Annotated in this window: 28 protein-coding genes; 13 read left to right on the top strand and 15 right to left on the bottom strand. The window is 73.1% G+C overall.

Translation table 11 applies throughout. The annotated features are described in order from the left end of the window. Nucleotides 1–76 precede the first annotated feature (76 nt). Complete coding sequence (locus tag ACLQ2W_RS21985; protein WP_425788175.1) at nucleotides 77–937, top strand: aminoglycoside phosphotransferase family protein; 861 nt, start codon at nucleotides 77–79, stop codon at nucleotides 935–937. A gap of 102 nt (nucleotides 938–1,039) precedes the next feature. Here ACLQ2W_RS21985 and ACLQ2W_RS21980 read toward each other — a convergent pair whose 3' ends face one another. From ACLQ2W_RS21980 to pdxY, 4 genes are all read right to left on the bottom strand, one after another. Next, nucleotides 1,040–3,400, bottom strand: coding sequence for an excinuclease ABC subunit UvrA (locus ACLQ2W_RS21980; RefSeq protein ID WP_425788173.1), 2,361 nt, complete (start codon nucleotides 3,398–3,400; stop codon nucleotides 1,040–1,042). An 83-nt stretch (nucleotides 3,401–3,483) separates the two neighbouring features. Continuing rightward, a complete protein-coding gene (locus ACLQ2W_RS21975) occupies nucleotides 3,484–3,897 on the bottom strand; it encodes a VOC family protein (RefSeq protein ID WP_405089465.1) in 414 nt (137 codons plus the stop codon). Nucleotides 3,898–3,916: 19 nt separating this feature from the next. Beyond that, nucleotides 3,917–4,369, bottom strand: a complete 453-nt coding sequence (locus tag ACLQ2W_RS21970; RefSeq protein ID WP_425788171.1) for a helix-turn-helix transcriptional regulator — start codon at nucleotides 4,367–4,369, stop codon at nucleotides 3,917–3,919. A 41-nt stretch (nucleotides 4,370–4,410) separates the two neighbouring features. Beyond that, a complete protein-coding gene (gene pdxY / locus ACLQ2W_RS21965) occupies nucleotides 4,411–5,262 on the bottom strand; it encodes a pyridoxal kinase PdxY (protein WP_405089463.1) in 852 nt (283 codons plus the stop codon). 139 nt (nucleotides 5,263–5,401) lie between these two features. On the opposite strand from pdxY, the gene ACLQ2W_RS21960 reads away from it, so the two are divergent. After that, nucleotides 5,402–6,820 carry an OFA family MFS transporter gene (locus ACLQ2W_RS21960; RefSeq protein WP_425788168.1) on the top strand — a complete coding sequence of 473 codons (1,419 nt, stop codon included), beginning with the start codon at nucleotides 5,402–5,404 and terminating at the stop codon, nucleotides 6,818–6,820. Next, nucleotides 6,817–6,942 carry an MFS transporter small subunit gene (locus tag ACLQ2W_RS21955; RefSeq protein ID WP_425788166.1) on the top strand — a complete coding sequence of 42 codons (126 nt, stop codon included), beginning with the start codon at nucleotides 6,817–6,819 and terminating at the stop codon, nucleotides 6,940–6,942. The genes ACLQ2W_RS21960 and ACLQ2W_RS21955 overlap by 4 nt, the downstream gene beginning before the upstream one ends. Nucleotides 6,943–6,985: 43 nt before the next feature. Here ACLQ2W_RS21955 and ACLQ2W_RS21950 read toward each other — a convergent pair whose 3' ends face one another. After that, nucleotides 6,986–7,714 carry an SDR family oxidoreductase gene (locus tag ACLQ2W_RS21950; protein WP_425788164.1) on the bottom strand — a complete coding sequence of 243 codons (729 nt, stop codon included), beginning with the start codon at nucleotides 7,712–7,714 and terminating at the stop codon, nucleotides 6,986–6,988. Between the two features lie 75 nt (nucleotides 7,715–7,789). Between ACLQ2W_RS21950 and ACLQ2W_RS21945 the strand changes: the two genes are divergently transcribed. The 3 genes from ACLQ2W_RS21945 to ACLQ2W_RS21935 all read left to right on the top strand — a co-directional run bounded on the left by ACLQ2W_RS21945 (nucleotide 7,790) and on the right by ACLQ2W_RS21935 (nucleotide 9,876). Further along, the gene (locus tag ACLQ2W_RS21945) at nucleotides 7,790–8,626 is read left to right on the top strand and encodes a patatin-like phospholipase family protein (protein ID WP_425788162.1); all 837 of its coding nucleotides are present in this window, start codon (nucleotides 7,790–7,792) and stop codon (nucleotides 8,624–8,626) included. A 37-nt stretch (nucleotides 8,627–8,663) separates the two neighbouring features. Further along, nucleotides 8,664–9,122 (top strand): peroxiredoxin, encoded by a 459-nt coding sequence (locus ACLQ2W_RS21940; RefSeq protein WP_425788160.1) that lies wholly within the window; start codon nucleotides 8,664–8,666, stop codon nucleotides 9,120–9,122. Nucleotides 9,123–9,189: 67 nt separating this feature from the next. Beyond that, nucleotides 9,190–9,876, top strand: a complete 687-nt coding sequence (locus ACLQ2W_RS21935; protein ID WP_425788490.1) for a hypothetical protein — start codon at nucleotides 9,190–9,192, stop codon at nucleotides 9,874–9,876. A 78-nt stretch (nucleotides 9,877–9,954) separates the two neighbouring features. Here ACLQ2W_RS21935 and cydB read toward each other — a convergent pair whose 3' ends face one another. Next, nucleotides 9,955–10,953, bottom strand: coding sequence for a cytochrome d ubiquinol oxidase subunit II (gene cydB / locus ACLQ2W_RS21930; protein WP_425788158.1), 999 nt, complete (start codon nucleotides 10,951–10,953; stop codon nucleotides 9,955–9,957). A gap of 15 nt (nucleotides 10,954–10,968) precedes the next feature. Beyond that, on the bottom strand, nucleotides 10,969–12,381 hold the full coding sequence (locus tag ACLQ2W_RS21925) for a cytochrome ubiquinol oxidase subunit I (RefSeq protein WP_425788156.1): 1,413 nt from the start codon (nucleotides 12,379–12,381) through the stop codon (nucleotides 10,969–10,971). Between the two features lie 148 nt (nucleotides 12,382–12,529). Here ACLQ2W_RS21925 and ACLQ2W_RS21920 point away from each other — a divergent pair, with 148 nt between their 5' ends. Together ACLQ2W_RS21920 and ACLQ2W_RS21915 are read left to right on the top strand one after the other, a co-directional pair. Beyond that, the gene (locus tag ACLQ2W_RS21920; protein ID WP_425788154.1) at nucleotides 12,530–13,300 is read left to right on the top strand and encodes a lysophospholipid acyltransferase family protein; all 771 of its coding nucleotides are present in this window, start codon (nucleotides 12,530–12,532) and stop codon (nucleotides 13,298–13,300) included. 33 nt (nucleotides 13,301–13,333) lie between these two features. Then, nucleotides 13,334–14,185 carry an SDR family NAD(P)-dependent oxidoreductase gene (locus ACLQ2W_RS21915; protein WP_425788152.1) on the top strand — a complete coding sequence of 284 codons (852 nt, stop codon included), beginning with the start codon at nucleotides 13,334–13,336 and terminating at the stop codon, nucleotides 14,183–14,185. 115 nt (nucleotides 14,186–14,300) lie between these two features. Here the strand turns inward: ACLQ2W_RS21915 and ACLQ2W_RS21910 are convergent, their stop codons facing one another. Beyond that, complete coding sequence (locus tag ACLQ2W_RS21910; RefSeq protein ID WP_425788150.1) at nucleotides 14,301–14,669, bottom strand: DUF4180 domain-containing protein; 369 nt, start codon at nucleotides 14,667–14,669, stop codon at nucleotides 14,301–14,303. Then, nucleotides 14,662–15,111, bottom strand: coding sequence for a helix-turn-helix domain-containing protein (locus ACLQ2W_RS21905; RefSeq protein WP_281941244.1), 450 nt, complete (start codon nucleotides 15,109–15,111; stop codon nucleotides 14,662–14,664). Before ACLQ2W_RS21905 ends, ACLQ2W_RS21910 begins: the two co-directional genes overlap by 8 nt. Nucleotides 15,112–15,199: 88 nt before the next feature. Here ACLQ2W_RS21905 and ACLQ2W_RS21900 point away from each other — a divergent pair, with 88 nt between their 5' ends. From ACLQ2W_RS21900 to ACLQ2W_RS21890, 3 genes are all read left to right on the top strand, one after another. After that, nucleotides 15,200–15,967 carry a glycerophosphodiester phosphodiesterase gene (locus tag ACLQ2W_RS21900; RefSeq protein ID WP_425788147.1) on the top strand — a complete coding sequence of 256 codons (768 nt, stop codon included), beginning with the start codon at nucleotides 15,200–15,202 and terminating at the stop codon, nucleotides 15,965–15,967. A gap of 19 nt (nucleotides 15,968–15,986) precedes the next feature. Beyond that, the gene (locus ACLQ2W_RS21895; protein WP_405089451.1) at nucleotides 15,987–17,378 is read left to right on the top strand and encodes an MFS transporter; all 1,392 of its coding nucleotides are present in this window, start codon (nucleotides 15,987–15,989) and stop codon (nucleotides 17,376–17,378) included. Nucleotides 17,379–17,440: 62 nt separating this feature from the next. After that, complete coding sequence (locus ACLQ2W_RS21890) at nucleotides 17,441–18,160, top strand: thymidine kinase (protein ID WP_374709241.1); 720 nt, start codon at nucleotides 17,441–17,443, stop codon at nucleotides 18,158–18,160. Nucleotides 18,161–18,163: 3 nt separating this feature from the next. On the opposite strand, the gene ACLQ2W_RS21885 is transcribed toward ACLQ2W_RS21890, so the two are convergent. Next, a complete protein-coding gene (locus ACLQ2W_RS21885) occupies nucleotides 18,164–18,622 on the bottom strand; it encodes a hypothetical protein (RefSeq protein WP_425788145.1) in 459 nt (152 codons plus the stop codon). A gap of 166 nt (nucleotides 18,623–18,788) precedes the next feature. Between ACLQ2W_RS21885 and ACLQ2W_RS21880 the strand changes: the two genes are divergently transcribed. Beyond that, the gene (locus tag ACLQ2W_RS21880; RefSeq protein WP_425788143.1) at nucleotides 18,789–19,163 is read left to right on the top strand and encodes a VOC family protein; all 375 of its coding nucleotides are present in this window, start codon (nucleotides 18,789–18,791) and stop codon (nucleotides 19,161–19,163) included. Between the two features lie 7 nt (nucleotides 19,164–19,170). On the opposite strand, the gene ACLQ2W_RS21875 is transcribed toward ACLQ2W_RS21880, so the two are convergent. Together ACLQ2W_RS21875 and ACLQ2W_RS21870 are read right to left on the bottom strand one after the other, a co-directional pair. After that, complete coding sequence (locus ACLQ2W_RS21875; RefSeq protein ID WP_425788141.1) at nucleotides 19,171–19,419, bottom strand: LLM class flavin-dependent oxidoreductase; 249 nt, start codon at nucleotides 19,417–19,419, stop codon at nucleotides 19,171–19,173. A gap of 29 nt (nucleotides 19,420–19,448) precedes the next feature. Beyond that, entirely contained in the window at nucleotides 19,449–20,435 is a 987-nt protein-coding gene (locus ACLQ2W_RS21870) for a tyrosine-type recombinase/integrase (protein ID WP_405089447.1), read from the bottom strand. A gap of 82 nt (nucleotides 20,436–20,517) precedes the next feature. On the opposite strand from ACLQ2W_RS21870, the gene ACLQ2W_RS21865 reads away from it, so the two are divergent. Further along, nucleotides 20,518–21,540 carry a helix-turn-helix transcriptional regulator gene (locus ACLQ2W_RS21865; RefSeq protein WP_425788139.1) on the top strand — a complete coding sequence of 341 codons (1,023 nt, stop codon included), beginning with the start codon at nucleotides 20,518–20,520 and terminating at the stop codon, nucleotides 21,538–21,540. A 7-nt stretch (nucleotides 21,541–21,547) separates the two neighbouring features. On the opposite strand, the gene ACLQ2W_RS21860 is transcribed toward ACLQ2W_RS21865, so the two are convergent. The 3 genes from ACLQ2W_RS21860 to ACLQ2W_RS21850 form a co-directional block, all read right to left on the bottom strand. Next, on the bottom strand, nucleotides 21,548–21,982 hold the full coding sequence (locus tag ACLQ2W_RS21860) for an Hsp20/alpha crystallin family protein (RefSeq protein ID WP_405089445.1): 435 nt from the start codon (nucleotides 21,980–21,982) through the stop codon (nucleotides 21,548–21,550). 137 nt (nucleotides 21,983–22,119) lie between these two features. Next, nucleotides 22,120–22,644, bottom strand: coding sequence for a DUF2087 domain-containing protein (locus ACLQ2W_RS21855; RefSeq protein ID WP_425788136.1), 525 nt, complete (start codon nucleotides 22,642–22,644; stop codon nucleotides 22,120–22,122). Nucleotides 22,645–22,760: 116 nt separating this feature from the next. Beyond that, nucleotides 22,761–23,327, bottom strand: a complete 567-nt coding sequence (locus ACLQ2W_RS21850; RefSeq protein ID WP_425788134.1) for a cysteine hydrolase family protein — start codon at nucleotides 23,325–23,327, stop codon at nucleotides 22,761–22,763. Nucleotides 23,328–23,339: the final 12 nt, after the last annotated feature.

The following is a 23,339-nucleotide window of genomic DNA, read 5'->3' as shown; positions in this document are numbered from 1 at the left end:
CGCGTTCCCGCCAGGTCGCCACTCCGGGGGAGCGCACCGACGAAAAACGATTGCCGCGCCCCGCAGACTGGACCGCATGGTGCAGATCGACGCCGCGCTCGTCCGCGCCCTGGTCGCCGCGCAGTTCCCACAGTGGGCGCACCTGCCGGTCACCGCCGTCGCGCGCCAGGGGTGGGACAACCGGACGTTCCGCCTCGGCGAGCACCTGCTGGCCCGGCTGCCGAGCGCCGAGGGCTACGTGCCCGGCGTCGCCAAGGAGGACCGCTGGCTGCCCGTCCTGGCCCGCCACCTGCCGCTGCCCGTGCCCGAACCGGTCGCCACCGGGGCGCCCGGCGCCGGCTACCCGTACCCCTGGTCGGTGCGGCGGTGGCTGCCCGGCGACACGCTGGAGGCCGCCGACGCCCTGGACCGCGTCGCCGTGGCCCGGGACCTCGGCGGCCTGCTGGCCGCGCTGCGCGAGGCGCCGACGGCGGGCGGACCGGTCGCCGGCCGGCACTCGGCGTTCCGGGGCTGCCACCCGAGCGTCTACGGCGACGAGGTGGAGCGGGCCCTGGCGGCGCTGGACGGTCGGGTGGACACGGCCGCGGCGCGGACGGTGTGGGCGGGCGCGGTGACGTCCGCCTGGCCGACGGCGCCGGTGTGGTTCCACGGTGACGTCTCGGCCGGGAATCTGCTGGTCGCGCGCGGCCGGCTCGCCGCGATGATCGACTTCGGGCAGTGCGGGGTGGGTGATCCGGCCTGCGATCTGGTGCCGGCCTGGACGTGGTGCGTCGGCGTCGAGCGCGCGGCGTTCCGGGATGCGGTCGGGTTGCCGGTCGACGCGTGGCGGCGGGCCCGGGGTTGGGCGTTGTGGAAGGCGCTCGTCACGATCGGGTCCGGGGTCGCGGAGCCGTTGCGGGTGGTGGCGGCGGTGTTGGCGGACCCGGTGGCGGAGTGACGGGGGACCCCGACTCCGCCTTACTTGACATAATGTAGATTATCGAACCGTTGGTCGGGGCGGCGGTGTCGGTGCCGGACACCGCCGCCCCGGGTTCGCGGGTCAGGCCCCGACGTAGGCGGCGAGGTGTTCGCCGGTGAGGGTGGACCGCGTGGTCACCAGGTCGGCCGGGGTGCCCTCGAAGACGATACGACCGCCGTCGTGGCCGGCGCCCGGGCCGAGGTCGATGATCCAGTCGGCGTGTGCCATGACCGCCTGGTGGTGTTCGATGACGATGACCGACTTGCCGGATTCGACCAGCCGGTCGAGCAGGCCGAGCAGTTGGGCGACGTCGGCCAGGTGCAGGCCGGTGGTCGGTTCGTCGAGGACGTAGACGCCGCCCCTGTCCCCCATCCGGGTGGCCAGCTTGATCCGCTGCCGCTCCCCTCCGGACAGCGTGGTCAGTGGTTGACCGAGCGTGAGGTAGCCGAGCCCGACGTCGGCGAGCCGGTCGAGGATGGCGTGGGCGGCCGGGAGGCGGGCGTCGCCGGCGCCGAAGAACTTCTCGGCCTCGTTGACCGGCATGGCGAGGACCTCGCTAATGTCGCGACCGCCGAGGTGGTAGTCGAGCACGGCGGCCTGAAAGCGCTTGCCTTCGCAGTCCTCGCAGGTGCTGGCGACGCCGGCCATCATGCCGAGGTCGGTGTAGATGACGCCGGCGCCGTTGCAGGTGGGGCAGGCGCCTTCGGAGTTGGCGCTGAACAGGGCGGGTTTGACGCCGTTGGCCTTGGCGAAGGCCTTGCGGATGGGGTCGAGCAGGCCGGTGTAGGTGGCCGGGTTGCTGCGGCGGGAGCCACGGATGGCGCTCTGGTCGATGCTGACGACGTCGTCGCGTCCGGCCAGGGAGCCGTGGATGAGGCTGCTCTTGCCGGAGCCGGCGACGCCGGTGACGACGACCAGCACGCCGAGCGGGATGTCGACGTCGACGTCGCGCAGGTTGTGGGTGGCGGCGCCGCGGATGGGCAGGGTGCCGGTGGGGGTACGGGTGGTGTCCTTGAGGGTGGCGCGGTCGTCGAGGTGGCGGCCGGTGACGGTGTCGCTGGCGCGCAGGCCGGCGACGGTGCCTTCGTAGCAGATGGTGCCGCCTTCGGTGCCGGCGCCGGGGCCGAGGTCGACGGCGTGGTCGGCGATGGCGATGGTTTCCGGTTTGTGTTCGACGACCAGGACGGTGTTGCCCTTGTCGCGCAGGCGGAGCAGGAGGTTGTTCATCCGGGCGATGTCGTGCGGGTGCAGGCCGATGGTGGGTTCGTCGAAGACGTAGGTGACGTCGGTGAGGGACGAGCCGAGGTGGCGGATCATTTTGGTGCGTTGGGCCTCGCCGCCGGAGAGGGTGCCGGCGGGGCGGTTGAGGCTGAGGTAGCCGAGGCCGATCTCGACGAAGGAGTCGAGGGTGTCCCCCAGTGCGGTGAGCAGCGGGGCGACGGAGGGTTCGTGCAGGTCGCGGACCCAGGTGGCGAGGTCGCTGATCTGCATGGCGCAGGCGTCGGCGATGGAGATGCCGTTGATCTTGGAGGAGCGGGCTTCGGGGGCCAGGCGGGTGCCGTCGCAGTCGGGGCAGGTGGTGAACGTGACGGCGCGTTCGACGAAGGCGCGGATGTGGGGCTGCATGGCGTCGACGTCCTTGGCGAGCATCGACTTCTGAATGGCGGGGATGAGGCCGGTGTAGGTGACGTTGATGCCTTCGACCTTGATTTTGGTGGGTTCCTTGTGGAGCAGGTCGTGGCGTTCGCGGTCGGTGTAGTCGCGCAGGGGTTTGTCGGGGTCGAACATGCCGCTGGCGCGGAAGATGCGGCCGTACCAGCCGTCCATGCTGTAGCCGGGGATGGTGATGGCGCCCTCGTTGAGGGTGCGGTCGGCGTCGTAGAGGACGGTGTGGTCGAAGTCGGTGACGCTGCCGCGGCCTTCGCAGCGGGGGCACATGCCGCCGAGGCGGTGGAAGGTGCCCTTCTTGGTCTGGGTCTTGTCGGGGCCGCGGTCGACGGTGATGGCGCCGGTGGCGCGGACGGAGGGGACGTTGAAGGAGTAGGCGTTGGGTGGGCCGATGTGGGGTTGGCCGAGGCGGCTGAAGAGGATGCGGAGCATGGCGTTGGCGTCGGTGGCGGTGCCGACGGTGGAGCGGGGGTCGGTGCCCATGCGTTCCTGGTCGACGATGATGGCGGTGGTGAGGCCTTCGAGGATGTCGACGTCGGGGCGGGACAGGGTGGGCATGAAGCCTTGGACGAAGGCGCTGTAGGTCTCGTTGATGAGGCGTTGGGATTCGGCGGCGATGGTGCCGAAGACCAGGCTGCTCTTGCCGGAGCCGGAGACGCCGGTGAAGACGGTGAGGCGGCGTTTGGGCAAGTCGACGTCGACGTTGCGGAGGTTGTTCTCGCGGGCGCCGTGGACGCGGATGACGTCGTGGCTGTCGGCGTGGGCCTGGGGCATGGGTCTCCGTCCGGTTGGTGCGGTGTCGGGCCGGCCGGCGTGCGGCGCGCCGGCCGGCGTACATAGTACGGTACGTCCGCCGGTCAGCGTCGTTGGTTGATGCGGATGAGGTTGCCGGTGGGGTCGCGGAAGGCGCAGTCGCGGACGCCGTAGGGCTGTTCGGTGGGTTCCTGGACGACGTCGGCGCCGCTGGCCTGGAGGCGGTCGAAGAGTGTGTCGAGGTCGTCGGTGGCGAGGGTGAGCGCGCCGTAGGTGCCCTTGGCGATGAGTTCGAGGACGGTGCGGCGTTCGTCGTCGGTGATGCCGGGGTCGACGGCCGGGGGGTGCAGGACGATGCCGGTCTCGGGCTGTCCGGGTGGGCCGACGGTGAGCCAGCGCATGGTGTTGCCCTGGCCGACGTCGTTGCGCAGGTCGAAGCCGAGGGTGTCGCGGTAGAAGGCGAGGGCGGCGTCGGCGTCGGTGTGGGGCAGGAAGGCGTAGTGGATCGTGACGGTCATGGTGGTCACGCTAGTTCGGTCAGGTGGCGGGGGCTTCTCGATTCCTGATCGGTCGGGTGGCGTGTTTGGTGAGGCACGGGGGTGGTTCGGGGGTGCCGGGCGCGTGGCGGGCGCGGTAGGCGCTGGGGGGTTCGCCGACGAGTTCGGTGAAGCGGGTGCTGAAGGTGCCGAGGGACTGGCAGCCGACGGCGAAGCAGACGTCGGTGACGCTGAGGTCGCCGCGGCGCAGCAGGGCCATGGCGCGTTCGATGCGGCGGGTCATGAGGTAGGAGTACGGGGTTTCGCCGTAGGTCTGGCGGAACTGGCGGCTGAGGTGGCCGGCGGACATGTGTTCGCCGCGGGCGAGGGCTTCGACGTCGAGGGGTTGGGCGTGTTCGCGGTCGATGCGGTCGCGGATGCGGCGCAGGCGGGCGAGGTCGCGTAGGCGGTGGGCGAAGGCGGGGTCGTCGGTGGCCGGGTGGTGGGTTGGCACGTGTGGCATTTTCGCTGGTCGGGGCGGGGGCGTCCAGGTGTTCAGCGCAGTCGGCGGGCGGTGAAGCGGGTGGGTGGGTCGGCGATGGCGTCCTGGGCGGCGACGAGTTGGAGTTCGCGGGTGCCGGCGGCGAGGGTGGCGTCGAGGACCGCGTAGATGGAGTTGGTGGTGCGTTCCAGCGCGGTCGCGGGTGAGCCGGTGGTGGCGAGGTGGGCGAGGTAGAGGGCGGCGGTGACGTCGCCGCCGCCGTTGGGGCTGATCGGCAGCAGCGGGGTGGTGACGGCCCAGGCGCCGTCGGTGGAGACGGCGACGACGTCGAGGTGGTCGGTGGGCAGGTCGCCGTGCAGGACGCTGGTGACCAGGACGTGGTCGGGGCCGGTGGCGCGGACGGCGTCGACGGCGGTGAGCAGGTCGTCGAGGGTGTCGGTGCGGCGGCCGGCGAGGAACTCCAGCTCGAACTGGTTGGGGGTGACGATGTCGGCGCGGGGCACGACGGTGTCGCGCAGGTATTCGGGGATGCCGGGGCGCACGAACATGCCGCGGCCGACGTCGCCCATGACCGGGTCGCAGCAGTAGAGGGCGGCCGGGTTGGCGGCTTTGACCTGGGCGACGGCGTCGAGGATGACGGCGCCGACGGCGGGGTCGCCCTGGTAGCCGGAGAGTACGGCGTCGGCGGTGCCGAGCACGCCGCGTTCGGCGATGCCGGTGATGACGTCGGCGACGTCGGTGGGGGCGAGCAGGGGGCCGCGCCAGGCGCCGTAGCCGGTGTGGTTGGAGAAGTGCACGGTCAGTACCGGCCAGACCTCGTGGCGGAGGCGTTGCAGGGGGAACACGGCGGCGGAGTTGCCGACGTGGCCGTAGGCGACCGAGGACTGGATGGACAGGATCTTCACGTGTTCATCGTCGCATCCGGTTCGGCTGGTGACCGTTCGGCTCAGGGTTTCGACCGTCGGGCGCGGGGTGGGTTTGGGCGCAGCGTGTGGTGGGGGCATGAAGCGAGGGGTTCTCGCCATCTGGACGGAGGAAGCACTGATGCTTTCCGCACTCGATCGTCGGCACACCGTCGCGCCGCCGGGGTACAGCCGGTGGTTGATCCCGCCGGCGGCGTTGGCGATCCATCTCTGCATCGGGCAGGTGTACGCGACGAGCGTGTACAAGAACTCCCTGATCGCGCATTTCGACTCGGGGCAGACGGCGATCGGCGTGATCTTCAGCATCGCGATCGTGATGTTGGGGTTGTCGGCCGCGGTGGCCGGTACGTGGGTGGAGGCGAACGGGCCGCGTAAGGCGATGTTCGTCTCGGCGTGCTTCTGGGCGGCGGGTTTCCTGGTGGGCGCGCTGGGCATCGCGTCGTCGCAGTTGTGGCTGCTGTATCTGGGGTACGGGGTGCTGGGTGGGATCGGGTTGGGGATCGGGTACATCTCCCCCGTCTCCACGTTGATCAAGTGGTTCCCGGACCGGCCGGGGCTGGCCACCGGGTTGGCGATCATGGGGTTCGGTGGTGGGGCGATGGTGGCCTCTCCCCTGTCCCGGCAGTTGTTGTCGTTGTTCGACCCGGGGTACGACCCGTCGAACAGCGGGTCGACGGCGTCGGGGTCGGCGCTGGTGTGGTTGTTCGTCACGCTCGGTGTCGGCTACTTCGTGGTCATGATGTTCGGGGTGTTCAACGTGCGGGTGCCGGCGGCGGACTGGCGGCCGGCCGGGTTCGACCCGGCGAAGGTGGCGGCGAAGCCGATGGTGACCACCGCGAACGTGTCGGCGGCGAACGCGGTGCGGACGCGGTCGTTCTGGCTGCTGTGGGTGGTGCTGTTCTGCAACGTGACGGCGGGCATCGGCATCCTGGAGCAGGCCAGCCCGATGATTCAGGACTTCTTCCGGGACAACGGCACGTCGGCGGTGTCGGTGGCGGCGGCCGGCGGGTTCGTCGGGTTGCTGTCGCTGTTCAACATGGCGGGCCGGTTCGTCTGGTCGTCGACGTCGGATGTGATCGGCCGTAAGCCGATCTACGTGGTGTATCTGGGTGTGGGCCTGGTGCTGTACCTGGTGCTGGCGTTGGTCGGGCAGAGCGCGACGGCGTTGTTCGTGCTGTTGGCCTGCGTGATCCTGTCGTTCTACGGGGGCGGGTTCGCGACCGCGCCGGCGTATCTGCGGGATCTGTTCGGCACGTTCGAGGTGGGCGCGATCCACGGTCGGCTGTTGACCGCGTGGTCGGCGGCGGGGGTGGCCGGCCCGCTGATCGTCAACGCGTTCCTGGACGCGCAGGGCGAGCCGGGCTCGTTGACCGCGTCGGCGTACCGGCCGGCGTTGTTCACGATGGTCGGGGTGCTGGCGGTGGGGCTGGTGGCGAACCTGCTGATCCGGCCGGTGCCGCGGCGGTTCCACGAGCCGGCGTCGGGCCGGGACGAGATGGTGGACGGGCAGCCGGTGACGGCGGAGCGGAGCGGGTCGTGAACGGGCGCAGCGGTGGCGGGCAGCAGGTCCGTCTGGTGGTGTCGTGGCTGGTGGTGGCCGCGCTCTTGGGCTACGGCGTGGTGCAGACGCTGATCACGGCGGCGAAGTTGTTCACGCAGTGACGCGTGGCGGCGGCCCGGGGTCTGCTCCGGGCCGCCGCGCCGGTCAGAGGCCGCCGGCGATGCGCAGGACCGCGCCGGTGGTGTACGAGGCGTCGGGGCCGAGCAGGTGGACGATCGCGCCGGCCACCTCGTCGGGTTCGCCGGCGCGGCCCAGCGGGATGCGGCCGGCGGCGCGCTCGGGGCGGTCCGGTACGCCGGAGCGGGCGTGGATGTCGGTGCGGATGATGCCGGGGGCGACCGCGTTGACGCGGATGCCGCGTGGGGCGAGTTCCTTGGCCAGGCCGACGGTGAGGGTGTCGGTGGCGGCTTTGACGGCGGCGTAGTGGATGTACTCGCCGGGGCTGCCGAGGGTGGCGGCGGCGGAGGACACGTTGACGATGGCGCCGCCGGCGCTCATCCGGCGGGCGGCCTGCTGGGCGCAGAGGACGTAGCCGATCAGGTTGACGTCGACGACGTCGCGCAGGTCCTCGGCGCGCAGGTCGGTGAAGGGGCCGATGGGGCTGGTGACGCCGGCGTTGTTGACCAGGCCGGTGAGCGGGCCGAGCTGGTCGGCGGCGGCGAAGAGCCGGCGTACCGCGTCGGGGTCGGTGGTGTCGGCGGCGACGGTGACGGCGCGTCGGCCGGCGGCGCGCACGTCGGCGGCGACGGTCGCGGCGGCGTCGTGGTCGGCGCGGTAGCCGATGACCAGGTCGTGGCCGGCGGCGGCGAGCCGGCGGGCGGTGGCCGCGCCGATGCCGCGTCCACCGCCGGTGACGATGGTGATCGAGGTCAATGCGTTCTCCCCTGCCCTGCCGGTGGGGGCGACGTTACCGTGGGCGGCACCGGCGGCGACGGAGAGGACTGTCACATGGGGCGGGCGTTGGTGTTGGGCGGCGGCGGGGTGACCGGGGTGGCCTGGGAGTTGGGGCTGCTGGCCGGGCTGGCCGAACGGGGTGTGTCGCTGGAGGACGCGGATCTGGTGGTGGGCACGTCGGCGGGTTCGGTGGTCGGGGCGCAGGTGTGTTGCGGGGTGCCGCCGGCGCAGCGGTACGCGGCGCAGTTGCGGCCGCCGGGTGACGAGGTGCCGGCGCGGCTCGGGTTGGGGGTGCTGGCCCGGTGGGCGTGGGCGGGCGGTCGGGGGCGGGACGCGGCGCGGGCCCGCGCGCGGGTGGGCGCGGTGGCGTTGGCGGCGCGTACCCCGTCGGAGGAGTCGCGGCGGGCGGTGATCGCGGCGCGGTTGCCGGCGCGGCAGTGGCCGGCGCGGCGGCTGCTGGTGACCGCCGTCGACGCGGTGTCGGGTGAGTTCGTGGTGTTCGACGCCGGCAGTGGGGTGTCGCTGGTCGACGCGGTGGGGGCCAGTTGCGCGGTGCCGGGGGTGTGGCCGCCGGTGACGGTCGGGGGTCGGCGGTTCGTCGACGGTGGGGTGCGGTCGCCGGTGAACGCGGACCTGGCCGCCGGGGCGCGGCGGGTGGTGGTGTTGGCGCCGACGAGCGCCGCGGTGGGGCCGATGCCGCGGGTGTCGGCGCAGGTGGCGGCGTTGCGGGCGGCGGGGGCGCGGGTGGCGGTGGTGGCGCCGGACCGGGCGGCGCGGGCGGCGATCGGGCGGAACGTGCTGGATCCGACGCGGCGGGCGGCGTCGGCGCGGGCGGGGTTCGCGCAGGCCGGGGCGGTGGCCGGCGAGGTGGCGGGTGTGTGGCGCGCCTAGGCTCACCGCATCGACGGCGAGGCTCGGGAGGTATGTGGTGGGTGTGGGTGTCGGTGACCTGGTCGAGGATTTCACGCTGCCGGACCAGACGGGGACGCCGCGGCGGCTGTCGGAGTTCCTGGCCGCCGGGCCGGTGGTGCTGTTCTTCTATCCGGCGGCGATGACGCGGGGGTGCACGGCGGAGAGCTGCCATTTCCGGGATTTGGCGGCGGAGTTCGCGGCGGTGGGCGCGTCGCGGGTGGGGATCAGCCGGGACCCGGTGGAGCGGCAGGCGGAGTTCGCCCGCCGGCACGGTTTCGACTATCCGCTGTTGTCCGACGTCGACGGGGCGGTGGCGGCGGCGTTCGGGGTGCGGCGGCGGTTGCCGCTGGGCGCGTTGAGCACCCGGCGGATGACGTTCGTGATCGGCCCGGACCGGCGGGTGCTGGCGGTGGTGCACAGCGAGGTGAGCATGAACGCGCACGCCGACGCGGCGTTGCGGGCGCTCGGGGGTTGACCGTCGGGGTGTCGTGCCGGCCTGGTATCAAGGGCGGCAATCAAACAGGTGTACGGAAGAGGGCGTGATGGCGGTCCAGGGGTTGTCCACTGACGAGGTACAGCAGATCCGTGAGTCGTTGGCGGCGGGCCGGAAGCCGCGGGTGGTGTTCACCGAGGCGGCCGGGCAGGTGGCTGGGCAGCTCGGGCAGGTGGTGGAGCTGACCGATCCGGAGCAGTCCGAGGAGTTCGTGGTGGTGCGGTTCGGCCGCGACGAGTTGCCCTTCTCCCCCGCTGACGTGGCGGTCGCGCCGAAGGGCGCCGGGCGGCGGCCGGCCGCGGAGCCGAAGCCGGAGCCCGAGCCGGAGGTGGCCGCGCCGGCGGCGCCGGAGTTCGTGTTGGACACGCCGCGGGTGCCCGCGCCGCGTCGGGAGGAGCCGAAGGTGGAGCAGCAGGCGGAGCCGAGGCCGGCGAAGCGGGCGGTGAAGGCGGCGAAGCCGAAGACGCCGGCGGGGCTGACGGTGACCCTGGCGTACGCCGAGGGCGAGTGGACGGTGGCTGCGCAGCAGGGCGCGAAGGCGCTCGCCAGGCCGTACGTGGTGAAGCCGGCGGAGGCGCTGCGGATGGTGGCGTTGGTGGACGTGCCGGGGGTGCAGGAGGCGGTGGAGCAGATCCTGGGCGCGGAGCGGGCCGAGGCGGAACAGCAGGCGGAGAAGCTGCGCGCGGAGCTGGCGGAGATCGAGGCGCGGTTGGCGGAGCTGCGCGAGGCCCGCTGAGCGCTGCCCCGGGCACCCCGCGGGGCCGGTGCGACCCCCTCGCACCGGCCCCGCGCCACCCCTGCGCCCGCAGGTCCATCAGTGTTGCGGAATGTTCTGTACCCCGATTCGGCGGCGGAACACCCAGTAGGTCCAACCTTGGTAGGCGAGCACGATCGGAGTGAAGATCACCGCCACCCACGTCATGATTTTCAGGGTGTACGGGGTGGACGCGGCGTTGGTGGCGGTGAGCGTGCCGGCCGGGTCGAGCGTGGACGGCAGCACGTTCGGGAACAGCGCGGCGAACAGGGTCGCCACGGCCAGCGCGATGGCCAGCGCGGTGCCGGTGAACGCCCAGCCCTCGCGGCGTACCCTCGCCGCGGCGAGGCCGCCGAGCAGGGCGAGGGCGGCGCCGACGGCGAGCACGACGGCGGTGGCGTTGGCGCGGATGGTCAGCGACCAGCCGAGGAACGCCACGGCGGCCACGGCGGTGCCGGCGCCGAGTGTCACCGCGAGCGTGCCGGCGCGCTGCCGGATGTCGCCGGTGGTCTTGAGCGCGAGGAACACCGCGCCGTGGGTGGCGAACAGGCCGAGCGTGGTGAGGCCGCCGAGCAGCGCGTACGGGTGCAGCAGGTCGAGCAGGCCGCCGACGTACTCGTGGTCGGCGTCGAGGGGTACGCCGCGGAAGATGTTGGCGAACGCGACGCCCCACAGCACGGCCGGGATCGCGGAGCCGAGGAAGATGGCCCGGTCCCAGCGGCGTTTCCAGGACGCCTCGGGGCGCTTGTGTCGGTATTCGAAGGCGACGCCGCGGGCGATGAGGGCGAGCAGGATGAGCAGTAGCGGCAGGTAGAAGCCGGAGAACAGGGTGGCGTACCACTCGGGGAACGCGGCGAACATGGCGCCGCCGGCGGTGATCAGCCAGACTTCGTTGCCGTCCCAGACGGGGCCGATGGTGTTGATCAGGACGCGGCGTTGCCGGTCGTCGCGGCCGAGCACGGGCAGCAGCATGCCGACGCCGAAGTCGAAGCCTTCGAGGATGAAGTAGCCGGTGAACAGCACGGCCACGAGGAGAAACCAGACGGTGGTCAGTTCCACGGTGGGCTCTTTCGGTCAGTAGGCGAACGCGAGGGGGCGCTGCGCGTCGTCGGTGTCGTCGTCGTCGGGGGGCGGGGTGACGTCGGGGACGCCGGCGCGGGCGTAGCGGACCAGCAGCTTGAACTCGATCACCGCGAGGGTGGCGTAGATGAGGGTGAAGGCGGTGAAGGAGGTGAGCACCTCGGTGAGGGAGACGCTGCGGGACACGCCGTTGCGGGTGAGCATCTCGCCGAACACGATCCAGGGTTGGCGGCCCATCTCGGTGAAGATCCAGCCGAAGGAGTTGGCGAGCAGCGGCAGTGCCGGCATGACCAGGCCGGCGCGCAGCAGCCAGCGGCTGGTGGGGGTGCGGCCCTTGCGGTGGCTCCAGAGCACCAGCAGCGCGATGGCGGCGGCGGCCAGGCCGAAGCCGATCATGAAGCGGAAGCTCCAGTAGGTGACCGGGATGATCGGGGCGTAGTTGCCGGGGCCGTACTGGCTGGCGTACTGGGCCTGGAGGTCGTTGATGCCCTGCACGGTGCCGTTCGGGTCGCCGGTGCCGAGGAACGACAGCAGGTAGGGGATCTTGAGGGCGAAGACCTCGCGGCTGCCGTCGAGGCTGCCGATGGTGAGCACGGAGAACGAGGCGGGGCTCTCGGTGGTGTAGAGGCCCTCGGCGGCGGCCATCTTCATCGGCTGCACCTCGGTCATGATCTTGCCTTGGATGTCGCCGGTGAGCACGACGAGGGTGGCGGAGACCAGGACCACCCAGGAGCCGAACTTGGTGGCGAAGCGGTAGGCGCCGGTGTCGGCGCTGCCGCGGTTGCGCATCACGTGCCACAGCCCGACGGTGACCACGAGGGACCCGGCGACCAGGAACGACCCGGCGAGGGTGTGTGGGAAGGTGACCAGCGCGACCTTGTTGGTAAGCACGGCGACGAAGTCGGTCAGTTCGGCGCGTCCGCTGTCGGGGTTGATGCGGAACCCGACCGGGTTCTGCATGAACGAGTTCGCGGCGAGGATGAAGTAGGCGGACAGGTTGGTGCCGATCGCGGCGGCCCAGATCGCGGCCAGGTGCAGGCGTTTGGGCAGCCGGTCCCAACCGAAGATCCACAGGCCGATGAACGTGGATTCGAGGAAGAACGCGACGAGGGCCTCGATCGCGAGGGGCGCGCCGAAGATGTCGCCGACGAAGCGGGAGTAGTCGCTCCAGTTCATGCCGAACTGGAACTCCTGCACGATGCCGGTGACGACGCCCATGGCGAAGTTGATGAGGAACAGCTTGCCGTAGAACTTGGTGAGTTTGAGGTACCGCTCGTTGCCGGTGCGGTGCCACATGGTCTGGAGCACGGCGACCAGCACGGACAGGCCGATGGTCAGCGGCACGAACAGGAAGTGGTAGACGGTGGTGACACCGAACTGCCAGCGGGCGACGTCCAACGCGTCCACCTGAGAACCCCCAGCCTTCTTACTACGAGACGTAGTAAATACTACTCGGTGTCGTAGAAAAATTTTCAGGGCCGCAGGGCCCGAACCGACCCGGGACCAATGACCCTGATCACCTCCACCGGCGCGGCCGTGCGACCATCCAGCACTGATGGACACCTCCCCCTGGCGCGCGCCGCTGCTGTGGCGCGGCGCGCAGACGCTCGCCCGGGCCGCCGTCGCGCTGATCGGCCGCCTGGAGGTCACCGGCGACGTGCCGGAGGCGCTGCGCCGCGGGCCGCTGATCCTGGCCGCCAACCACATCAGCCCGTTCGACCCGGTGGTGCTCGCCGCCGCCTGCCGGGTCCGGCGCGTCGCCCCCCGGATCATGGCCACCGGCGGGCTGTTCCGGGCCCCGGTGCTCGGGCCGCTGATGCGCCACGCCGGGCACATCCGCGTCGACCGCGGCACCACCGCCGTGCACCGGTCGCTGGAGATCGCCGCCGAGGCGGTCGCCGGCGGGTCGGTGGTGCTGGTCTACCCGGAGGGACGCATCGGGCTGGCCCCCGGCATGTGGCCCGAACGCGGCAAGACCGGCGCGGCCCGGCTCGCGTTCGCCAGCGGCGCCGCCGTCGTCCCGGTCGCCCAGTGGGGCTCGCACGAGGTCCTGCCGTACCGGGCGCCGAAGGGCATGCTGCGCGGCCTGGCCCGGGCGCTCGCCCGCCGCCCGGTCATCCGGGTGCACTTCGGCGCCCCGGTGCCCCTGGCCGACCTGGATGCGGGCGCGCCCGGCACGGCCCGCCGCGCCACCGACCGGATCATCGACGCGATCACCGACGACCTGGCCCCGCTGCGCCCGCACGAGCCCGACGGGCCCCGCCACGTCGACCCCGGCCGGCCGGTCGACCCGAGCCGCGCGCACCGCCGGCACCGAACCGGCTGAATCGGCCGCGCGGCCCCGACATAGGGTGAGACCGTGGCAGACGTGAACGCTCCCGTCGTGCTGATCACCGGCACGTCCACCGGCATCGGCCTGGAAACCGCCGTGGGCGCGGCCCGCGCCGGCTGGCGCACCGTCGCCACGCTGCGCGACCCCGACCGGGCCGGCCCGCTGCGCGCCGCCGCCGACGCCGCCGGGGTCGGCGACCTGCTGGAGGTACGCCGGCTCGACGTGGTCGACGAGTCCTCGGTGACCGCCTGCGTGGCCGACGTGGTGGCCCGGCACGGCCGGCTCGACGCGGTGGTCAACAACGCCGGCGCCGGCCACGTCGGCACGCTGGAACGCGAGACCGTCGACGACGTCCGGGCGGTGCTGGAGGTCAACTTCTTCGGCGTCCTGCACGTCACCCGTGCCGCGCTGCCGCACCTGCGCGCCGCGAACGGGCGGCTGATCACGGTGACCAGCGTCGGCGGGGTGGTCGGGCAGCCGTTCAACGAGGCATACTGCGCGGCGAAGTTCGCCGTCGAGGGGTTCATGGAGTCCCTGGCGCCGGTGGCGGCCACCGTCGGGGTGAGCGTCTGCGTGGTCGAGCCCGGCGCGGTGGCCAGCGAGTTCGTCGCCAACGTCGGGATCGACGCGGACACCGCGGTGGCCGCCGCCGGGCCGTACGGGCCGGCGCTGCGGGCGTACCTCGGTCGCAGCGCCGCCGCGTTCGCCGCCGCCCAGTCGCCGGCCGAGGCCGCCGCGGCGGTGGTGGCGACACTGACCGACCCGGAACCCGCGCCCCGCGTGCAGACCTCCCCCGCCGCCCGCCAGTTCGTCGCCGTCAAACTCGCCGACACCGACGGCCTGGCCGTGACCGCCCTGACCGCCAACTGGCTGCACTGACCGACCCCGCCCCCGCCCCGCCCTCGCACCCGCCCCGCGATCTTGCACTTGCTGCCCGGGCGTATCGGGCAGAACCGCCTCGAACGAGGGCCGGAAGTGCAAGATCGCGTGGGGGTTACGGGGCGGCGGCCAGGCGCGCGTCGAGGGCGGCCAGGTCCGGGACGAACCACACCTGGTCGTGCCGGTTGGACTCGGCCACCAGCGCGCGCAGCGCGCCGCTGCCGGCCAGGTACGCGGAGATGTCCCCGACCACCACCAGGCGCAGCCGGTAGTTGACGAACTTCTGCATGACCTCCCCGGCGAAGCGGGTGCCCAGCGTGAAGAAGCTCGGGTCGAGCCGGGCGGCGGGCACCGCCACCACCGTGGCGCCGGCGAACGCCGCGCCGATCAGCTCCAGCGCGTCGGCCTCGGTGACGATCGGCGGGCCGGCCGGGTCGCAGACCAGCACCGTGACGCCGGCGCGCTCGCTCAGCTCGTCAGCCACGGTCGGCCTCCTTCCCGGCGAGCAGGCCGTTGTCGCCGTCGAGCACCGCGTCGAGCAGGCGCAGCAGCTCGGCGGTGGCGCCGAGGTCGCCCAGGACGATGATCTTCATATGGTGCCGTTCCTCGTCGTGGACCGTCTGCACGCGCAGTGGACGGTCCGGGTCGGGGTGGGTGGTGACGCCGGCCAGCACCAGCGTGGCGAGCCGGTCGGCGGCGGCCCGGTCGACGCCGTCGAGCGCCACGATGCTCGACACCTCCGCCGCCGGGCCGGCCGGTCGCGCGGGCCGGCCGGTGAACGCGTCGAGGTCGGCGCGGGCGATCCGGTACTGCTTGCCGATCCGCGTCGCGGGCAGCCGGCCGGCGCGGATGTAGCCGCGCACGGTGCGCACGTGCAGCCCGAGCCGCGCCGCGACCTGCTCCACCGAATACATGTCGTTACCCATCGCACCCTATGTTAGCGGCCATGGGTAACGATAGGGAATTTCACCGGCCGGACATCCGTCGGCCGTTTCGGCCCGGCATACTGCCGGCGTGCAGCCCCGTCACGGCTACCTCGACGCGCCCGCGCCGCTGGCCTTCGCCCACCGCGGCGGCGCGGCCGACGGCGACGAGAACACCGCCGCCGCGTTCGCCCGCGCGGTCGCGCTGGGCTACCGGTACGTGGAGACCGACGTGCACGCCACCGCCGACGGCGTGCCGGTGGTCTTCCACGACCCGACGCTGCGCCGCGTCACCGGCGAGGCCGGACGCATCGCCGACCTGCGCTTCGCCGATCTCGCCTCGGTACGCGTCGGCGGCGCCGCCCTGGTGCCCCGCCTCGACGACGTGCTCGGCGCGTGGCCGCAGGTCCGGTTCAACGTCGACGTCAAGGCCGACGGCGGGGTGGCGCCGACCGTCGAGGCGGTGGTGCGGGCCGGCGCCGCCGACCGGGTGCTGCTCGCCTCGTTCAGCGACGCCCGGCTGACCCGGCTGCGCGCCCTGGCCGGCCCGACGGTCGCCACCAGCCTCGGCATGCGCGGCGTGGCCCGACTGCGGATGGCCTCCCTGCACGGCCGGCCGCTGCGACTGCCGCCGTCGGTGGCCGCCGCCCAGGTCCCGGTCTCCTACGGGGGAATCCCGGTGGTCGACCGCCGGTTCCTCGCCTACTGCCACCGGATCGGCCTGCAGGTGCACGTCTGGACGATCGACGAACCCGCCCGGATGCACCAGTTACTTGATCTTGGAGTGGATGGCATCATGACCGATCACGTCGGCGTGCTCCGCGACGTCTACCGCAGCCGCGGCCACTGGGCCGCCTGACCCCCCGAGGACCGCCCCGATGGCCGAAACGGTCACCCCCGCCGTCGCCGAGCCCGCGCCCCCGGGCAGCACCCGCCGCGAACGCACCGGCTGGTACCTCTACGACTGGGCCAACTCCGCGTTCCAGACCACCGTCATCACGGTCTTCCTCGGGCCGTTCCTGACCACCGTCACCGAGCTGGCCGCCGGCTGCGAGCTGGGCGCCGACCGCTGCGACGGCGTGGTGCACCCGCTCGGCATCCGCGTCGCCGCCGGCTCCTACTACCCGTACCTGATCTCGCTGTCGGTCTTCCTCACCGTGTTCGTGCTGCCCGTCATCGGCGCGATCGCCGACCGGTCCGCGCACAAGAAGCGGCTGCTGGCCGCCGCCGCGTTCACCGGCGCCGGCGCGACCGTCGCGTTCGCGTTCGTCACCGGCGAGCGGTACCTGCTCGGCGGCGTGCTGTTCCTCATCGCGAACATCTCCTTCGGCGCCGCCGTGGTCGTCTACAACTCGTTCCTGCCGCAGCTCGGCGGCCCGGACGACCGCGACGCCATCTCCAGCCGCGGCTGGGCCATCGGCTACCTCGGCGGCGGGCTGCTGCTCGCGCTCAACCTGGTCGCCGTCACCGCGCTCAGCGAGGAGGGCAACGCCCAGCGCACCCTCGACCTGGCCCGCTGGTCGATCGTCTCGGCCGGCGTGTGGTGGGCCGCGTTCACCCTGTTGCCGCTGCGCTGGCTGCGCGAACGCCCACCGGTCGCGGTGCCGCTGGGCGGCGGCAACGTGCTCACCGACGGCTTCCGCCAACTCGGCCGCACACTGCGCGAGGTCAAGGCGTACCCGCTGACGCTGTTCTTCCTGCTCGCGTTCCTGGTGTTCAACGACGGCATCCAGACCGTCATCACCCTCGCCAGCCAGTACGGCACCGAGGAGCTACGGCTGGAGCAGAGCACCCTGATCGTGACCATCCTGCTGGTGCAGTTCCTCGCCTTCGGCGGCGCGCTCGCGCTCGGCGCGCTCGCCCGACGCATCGGCGCCTGGAAGACGGTGCTGCTGTCGCTGGTGCTCTGGACCGGCGTGATCATCGCCGCGTTCCGGCTGCCCGCCGAGGCGCCGGTGCCGTTCATGATCCTCGGCGGCTGCATCGGGCTGGTGCTCGGCGGCAGCCAGGCGCTGAGCCGCTCACTGTTCAGCCAGCTCATCCCCGCCGGCAAGGAAGGCGAGTACTACGGCTTCTACGAGATCAGCGACAAGGGCACCAGCTGGCTCGGCCCGCTCGCGTTCGGCCTGGTGTTCCAGCTCACCTCGTCCTACCGGGTGGGGCTGGTCTCGCTGCTGATCTTCTTCGTGGTCGGCTTCGCGCTGCTGGCCGCCGTGCCGATGCGCCGGGCCATCATCGCCGCCGGCAACACCCCGCCCCGGGTGCTCTGAGCGCACCCGGTCGATCATCGCGGCCGGTATGCGGCGGCGTCGATCGACTAGGCTGCCCCGACGTGACCGACGACGCCGCTGCCGCCCCGACCTGCCTGGCCCGCCCCCTGCCGGGGCCCGGCGACGACCGTGCCGGCGGCTGCGCCGCCGCCCGGGGCGTCGACGGCCGGCCGCTGCACGCCGCCGCGCTGAAGTTCTTCTGGGGGCCGATGGACTGCGGCAAGTCCACCATGGCGTTGCAGATGAACTACAACCACGCCCGGCAGGGCCGCCGCGGCCTGGTCACCACCCGCATCGACCGCTCGCTGGGCCCGCAGGTCACCACCCGCATCGGCCTGGCCCACGAGGCCATCGAGGTCACCGACGGACTCGACCTGCGCGACCTGGTCCGCGACGCGTGGGCCGAGGGGGTACGCGTCGACTACCTGATCTGCGACGAGGCGTCCTTCTACGACCTGGACCACGTCGAGCAGATGGCCGAACTGGTCGACAAGTTCGACGTCGACGTCTACGCCTTCGGCCTGGCCACCGACTTCCGCTCCTGCCTGTTCCCGGCCGCGCAACGACTGTTCGAACTGGCCGACGAGGTGGCCCGCATCCAGGTCGAGGTGCTGTGCTGGTGCGGCCGGGAAGGGCTGCTCAACGCCCGGGTCGTCGACGGCCGGGTGGTCCGCGAGGGCGCGCAGGTCGTCATCGGCGACACCGTGGACACCGCCGACGTCCGCTACCAGGTGCTGTGCCGGCGGCACTACCGCTCCGGCGACCTGGGCCCGCGCGCCTGAGGCTCAGAACGGGTCCCCGCACACCCGCCACCCGCCGTCCTCCGGCACCACCGGCAACTCCCGCTCCTCGCTGCCGCCGCCGTCACGGTTCAACCGCACCAGCACCGTGCCGCGTGGCCGACCCGCCCGGGTCGACACCGACACGTCGACGATCTCGTAGCCGCTGACCAGCGGCGGGGTCCGCACCCAACTGCCGAACCCGGCCTGACTCCACCGGCTGCGCGCCTCGGCGCACAACCGCCCGTACGCCCGGTCGGTGTCGCCGGCGGCGACGTCCCGGAAGAACCCGTCCGCGGTCTCCCGCACCGGCCCGTCGGCCTGGAGCACCACCTGCGCGTTCCACACCGCCAGCCCGGCCACCCCGATCAGGCAGGTACCCAGCCCGAGCGCGGCGACCAGCACACCCGCGCGCATCGGCCGGCGACGCCGGGCCGGTCGGTGCCACACCTGCTGAGTGCCCATCACCACCGACGGTAGGCAACCGGCGGCCGGCGCGCAGCCGGTTGCGTCGCCCGGCGGTGGACCGGGCACCGTCGGCGTACGCCCCGGAGCGGCCGTGGACGACGCGCGCCGATCGGCCGCCGGTACCTGACAGGAGGTGACAGGTACCGGCGGCAGACTGCCCGGCATGACGACGCACGCCGACCTCGCGATGGTCAACCTCGACAGTTCCGACCCGGCCGCCCACGCGGCGTTCTACGGCCACGCCCTCGGCTGGGAGATCACCCACAGCGAGGCCGAGTACGCCATGATCACCTCCTCCGGCGGCACGTCGATCGGGTTCGGTCTGGTGCCCGGCTACACGCCGCCGGCCTGGCCGGACCCGACCGGCGTCAAGCGCTACCACCTGGACCTGACCGTCGACGACGTGTCGGCCGCGGAGCGGGACCTGGTGGCGGCCGGCGCGAACCGGCCGGCGCACCAGCCCGGCGGCGGAGGCTGGACCGTGCTGCTCGACCCGATCGGGCAGCCGTTCTGCCTCTGCCCGCGCCGCCCGGAGTGAGACCGGCTCAGCGCAGCGGGCCGCGGGCGACCGCGGCCCGCATCGCGGCCAGCCGGACCCGCTCGGTGCGCCCGGCCACCGCCGCCAGCACCAGCCACGGGTCCCAGGTCGGCGGGTCGTCACCGGCGTGGTGGATGAGGTAGTCCTCCAGGAAGACGCCGTCCCAGCCGGACCGCTCGGCCAACTCGCCGAGCGCGACCAGGCCACCGACCGTCACCGAGGCGCCGCCGCAGGAGATCTCCAGGCCGTGTCGCATCCCGGCACCCTACGGCCCGGGTCCGACGCTCAGCCGCGACGGCGGGCGCGGGCGGCCCAGATCGCGTACGCCGGGTCACGGTCCAGGTTGTGCCGGTCCCGGTCGTAGCGACGGGTGGTCCGCGGGTCGGCGTGACCCATCGCGTCCTGCACGTCCTCCAACGGCACGCCCTCCGAGCGGGCCGTGGTGGCGAACGCGTGCCGCAGCGAGTGCGGCGACAACCGCGCCCAGGCGGCGATCCCGGCGGTCTGCGCCAGCCGGCGCACCAGCCGGAACACGGCGTGCCGGTCCAGTCGGCCGCCGGTGGCGGTGACCAGCAGCGGGCCGGTCAGCTGCGGCACCGTGACGCCCTGGGCGGCGGCCCGGTCCGCCAGGTAGGCGTCCAGCGCGTACGCGGTGCCGGGGGTGAGCGCGCGACGGCGTACCTTGCCGCCCTTGCCGACGAAGCGGACGCTGCGGTGACCGCGTTCCGCGCCCAGGTCGGCCAGGTCCAGCGAGACCAGCTCGCCGACCCGCAGGCCCAGGTCGGCCAGGAGCGCGAGGGCGGCGCGGTTGCGGGCGGCGGTCGGGCCGGTGTCCGCCTCGGCGGCGGCCAGCAGCGCGTCGACCTCGTCCGGGCTGAGACCGACGGTGGCGGAGTGGTCCCGGTCGACCCGGGGCCGGTCGGCCGCGGCGACCGGATTGGCCGGCACCGCGCCCAGCTTGACCAGGAAGTCGTACCAGCTCGACAGCGCGGACAGCCGGCGCGCCACGGTGGCCGGGGTCAGCGGGCGGCCGTCGCGTCCGCGCGGGGTGGACTCCAGGTCCCGGCCGTACGCGTTGACGTCGAGGAAGGTGACCCGCAGCGGCTCCAGACCCCGCTCGGCGCACCAGCGCAGCCAGCCGGTCACGTCCCGCCGGTACGCGTCGCGGGTGTGCTCGGACAGCCGCCGGTTGCGCAGCCACGCCTCGGTGAAGTCGGCCGGAGCGCCGGACACGGCGACACGGGCGCGGGGCAGGACCTCGGGACGCAACATGCGAGAAAGGTTCTCAGTCGGCGGCGGGTTTCGCGACGAGGCGCGCCGCGACCGGATCGCGGGCAGGGGTTACCGTCGTGCGGTGCGCGCCAGCCGGCTGGTCTCCCTGCTGCTGCTCCTGCAGGCCCGGGGGCGGATGACCGCCCAGGAACTCGCCGACGCCCTGGAGGTGTCGGTGCGGACCGTCTACCGCGACGTCGAGTCGCTCGGCGCCGCCGGTGTCCCGGTGTACGCCGACCGCGGACCGGCCGGCGGTTACCGGCTGCTGGCCGGCTACCGCACCCGGCTCACCGGGCTGACCGGGCCGGAGGCCGAGGCGTTGTTCCTCGCCGGCCTGCCCGGGCCCGCCGCGGAGCTGGGCCTGGCGACCACGGTGGCCGCGGCCGAGCTGAAGGTGCGCGCCGCGCTGCCGGAGGAACTCGCCGACCGCAGCGGCCGGCTGCGGCACCGGTTCCACCTGGACGCGCCCGGCTGGTTCCGGCACCCGGAAGCCACCCCGCACCTGGCCACGCTGGCCGGCGCGGTGTGGGAGGACCGGATGGTCCGGCTGCGCTACCGGCGTTGGCGCGCCCCACGGGAGGTGACCCGGCTGGTCGCCCCGCTCGGCGTGGTGCTCAAGGCCGGCCGTTGGTACCTGGTGGCCCGGTGCGAGGAGCAGGTCCGCACGTACCGGGTCGGCGCGGTGCTCGACGCGGTGGTCACCGACGAGCGGCACGAGCGCCCGGACGGCTTCGACCTGGCCGCCTACTGGCGGGAGTGGACCGCCCGGTACGAGCGTGACGTCTACCGCGGCGAGGCGCGCATCCGGCTCACCACCGCCGCGTTGGAGTTCCTGCCCTACGTCTTCCCGCCGGAGATGGCGCGGGCGGCCCGGGCGGCGGCCGGCGAACCCGGCCCGGACGGCTGGCGGGAGACCACCGTGCCGATCGAGTCGACGCGGCACGCCCACGCCGAGTTGCTCAAGCTCGGCGCCGAGGTGGAGGTGCTGGCCCCGGCGGAGTTGCGGGACCGGTTCACCGCCACGGCGCACGCGCTGACCCGGCTGTACCCGTCGGACGCCGACGCGGGGGCGTCCGACGCGCCGGTGTCCCCCGCGTCGGCGTGACGCGCGTTCAGACGGTGGTGAGCTGTCGATGCCCGTTGCCCTCCGCGGTCGAGGTGACCGCGATCCGGCGCGGCTTGGCCCGCTCGGCGATCGGGATGCGCAGCGTCAGCACCCCGTTGTCGTAGCCGGCCTCCAGCCGGTCGGTGTCCAGCGTGTCGCCCAGGAACAGCTGCCGGGTGAACGTGCCCATCGGACGTTCGGCGGCGACCAGCTCGACGTTCTCGCCGGTGGGGCGGCGCCGCTCGGCGCGGACGGTCAGCACGTTGCGCTCGACGGTGCAGTCGATGCTGTCCGGGTCCACGCCGGGCAGGTCGAAGGCGGCGTAGAAGTGGTCGCCGTCGCGGTAGGCGTCCAGGTGCATCACGGCCGGGCGGGCGGTGGTGCCGAAGAACTGCTCGGCGATCCGGTCGATCTCACGGAACGGGTCGGTACGCATCAACATGGTCCTGCCTCCTCGGTTCTCCTGGCCCAAGGTCTCGACTTGAGTCTGAGTGACTCAAGTTCCGGTTTCTGTTTTAGCGCGGCGGCACGCCGTCGTCAACCTCCGTCGGCCGCTGCCCGGAAACGGCGCTCAGGTGCTCACGGCCCGGTCCGCCAGTAGACGCCCTGCTCACGGGTGAGCAGCACGTCGTCGACGAGATAGCGGCGCAGCGTGACGTGGTCCGCCGCACCGCCCTCGCACCAGGGGCGCAGCGCCTCGTCCACCATCCGCTCTGGGTAGCGCCGCCCGGGTTCGAAGGTGCGCTCGGTGATGTGCTCCAGCAGCACCCGACGGCGAGCGCGCTGCGCCGGCAGCCGGATCAGCGCGCCGTCGCGCAGGAACGTGCGCAGGATCGTCTCGCGCCGGTCGGCCGGCGGGAGCGCCGGCGACGACGCCCCGGCCCGGGCGAACTCGCGCAGCCGCTCACCGTCGACGCGCAGGCCGTCGACGTCGGTCAGCACACCGGCGTCGGTGAGCCGGCGCACGGCGGTGGCGACGTCGCGGGCCGGCAGGCCGGTGCGCGTCACCACGGTCGGAACGTCCCGGGCGCCGAGCACGATCGCGGCGAACACGGCCCGGCGACGTTCGTCGGCGAGCGCCCCCGCGAGAGCTTGAGCGGTCATGGCCGGCAGCCTGCCAGCAGCCACCCGGCCCGGGCCAGGCGTTTTCCCCGGCCGCACCGGGGGGCGGCTCCGGACCGGCCGCGCCACGGCGGCTCGGAGGCCGGCTGGGCTGCCGGTCAGGCCGGGACGGCGGCGGTGAAGTCGACGTCGGCGGTGTCGACCGTGCCGGCGTGGCGGCCCGGCGCGCGCTGGAAGCCCCAGTAGAGGTTGGTGTGCGCGATCACCTGCGCCGGCGGGGGCGCGCCGTAGGCCGACAGGTCCTCGGTGGTGTGGGCGTCGGCGACCAGCGTGACGTCGTAGCCGCGGGTGAACGCGCCGTGCAGGGTGGAACGGACACAGGCGTCGGTCTGCGCGCCGGTCACGACGAGCCGCCCGACACCCCTGGCGGCGAGCACCTGCTCCAGGTCGGTGGCCTCGAACGAGTCGCCGTAGGCCTTGTGCACGAGCGGCTCGTCGTCGCGGCGCACCAGCTCCGGCACGATCCGCCACTGCTCACTGCCGGTGGGCAGCTCCTCGCTGCGATGCTGCACCCAGACCACCGGGACGCCGGCCGCGCGGGCGCGTTCGACCAGGGTGGCGATGTTCGCGACCACCCGGTCCCGGTCGTGGGCGCCGCGCACCACGCCGTTCTGCACGTCGACGACGAGCAACGCGGTGCGGGGGCGGTCGGTGAGCGTGGTCATGACGAGGGCTCC

The sequence above is a fragment of the Micromonospora sp. DT227 genome (assembly GCF_049841835.1).
GTDB lineage: Bacteria > Actinomycetota > Actinomycetes > Mycobacteriales > Micromonosporaceae > Micromonospora.
This window is presented reverse-complemented; position numbering and strand designations above follow the sequence as displayed.

Bases quoted from the DNA above. Each gene is read 5' to 3' on its own strand.
- ACLQ2W_RS21985 (WP_425788175.1), top strand. From the start codon at position 77: ATGGTGCAGATCGACGCCGCGCTCGTCCGCGCCCTGGTCGCCGCGCAG.
- ACLQ2W_RS21980 (WP_425788173.1), bottom strand. From the start codon at position 3,400: ATGCCCCAGGCCCACGCCGACAGCCACGACGTCATCCGCGTCCACGGC.
- ACLQ2W_RS21975 (WP_405089465.1), bottom strand. From the start codon at position 3,897: ATGACCGTCACGATCCACTACGCCTTCCTGCCCCACACCGACGCCGAC.
- ACLQ2W_RS21960 (WP_425788168.1), top strand. From the start codon at position 5,402: ATGCTTTCCGCACTCGATCGTCGGCACACCGTCGCGCCGCCGGGGTAC.
- ACLQ2W_RS21945 (WP_425788162.1), top strand. From the start codon at position 7,790: ATGGGGCGGGCGTTGGTGTTGGGCGGCGGCGGGGTGACCGGGGTGGCC.
- ACLQ2W_RS21935 (WP_425788490.1), top strand. From the start codon at position 9,190: ATGGCGGTCCAGGGGTTGTCCACTGACGAGGTACAGCAGATCCGTGAG.
- ACLQ2W_RS21920 (WP_425788154.1), top strand. From the start codon at position 12,530: ATGGACACCTCCCCCTGGCGCGCGCCGCTGCTGTGGCGCGGCGCGCAG.
- ACLQ2W_RS21905 (WP_281941244.1), bottom strand. From the start codon at position 15,111: ATGGGTAACGACATGTATTCGGTGGAGCAGGTCGCGGCGCGGCTCGGG.
- ACLQ2W_RS21895 (WP_405089451.1), top strand. From the start codon at position 15,987: ATGGCCGAAACGGTCACCCCCGCCGTCGCCGAGCCCGCGCCCCCGGGC.
- ACLQ2W_RS21885 (WP_425788145.1), bottom strand. From the start codon at position 18,622: ATGGGCACTCAGCAGGTGTGGCACCGACCGGCCCGGCGTCGCCGGCCG.
- ACLQ2W_RS21880 (WP_425788143.1), top strand. From the start codon at position 18,789: ATGACGACGCACGCCGACCTCGCGATGGTCAACCTCGACAGTTCCGAC.
- ACLQ2W_RS21875 (WP_425788141.1), bottom strand. From the start codon at position 19,419: ATGCGACACGGCCTGGAGATCTCCTGCGGCGGCGCCTCGGTGACGGTC.
- ACLQ2W_RS21870 (WP_405089447.1), bottom strand. From the start codon at position 20,435: ATGTTGCGTCCCGAGGTCCTGCCCCGCGCCCGTGTCGCCGTGTCCGGC.
- ACLQ2W_RS21860 (WP_405089445.1), bottom strand. From the start codon at position 21,982: ATGTTGATGCGTACCGACCCGTTCCGTGAGATCGACCGGATCGCCGAG.
- ACLQ2W_RS21855 (WP_425788136.1), bottom strand. From the start codon at position 22,644: ATGACCGCTCAAGCTCTCGCGGGGGCGCTCGCCGACGAACGTCGCCGG.
- ACLQ2W_RS21850 (WP_425788134.1), bottom strand. From the start codon at position 23,327: ATGACCACGCTCACCGACCGCCCCCGCACCGCGTTGCTCGTCGTCGAC.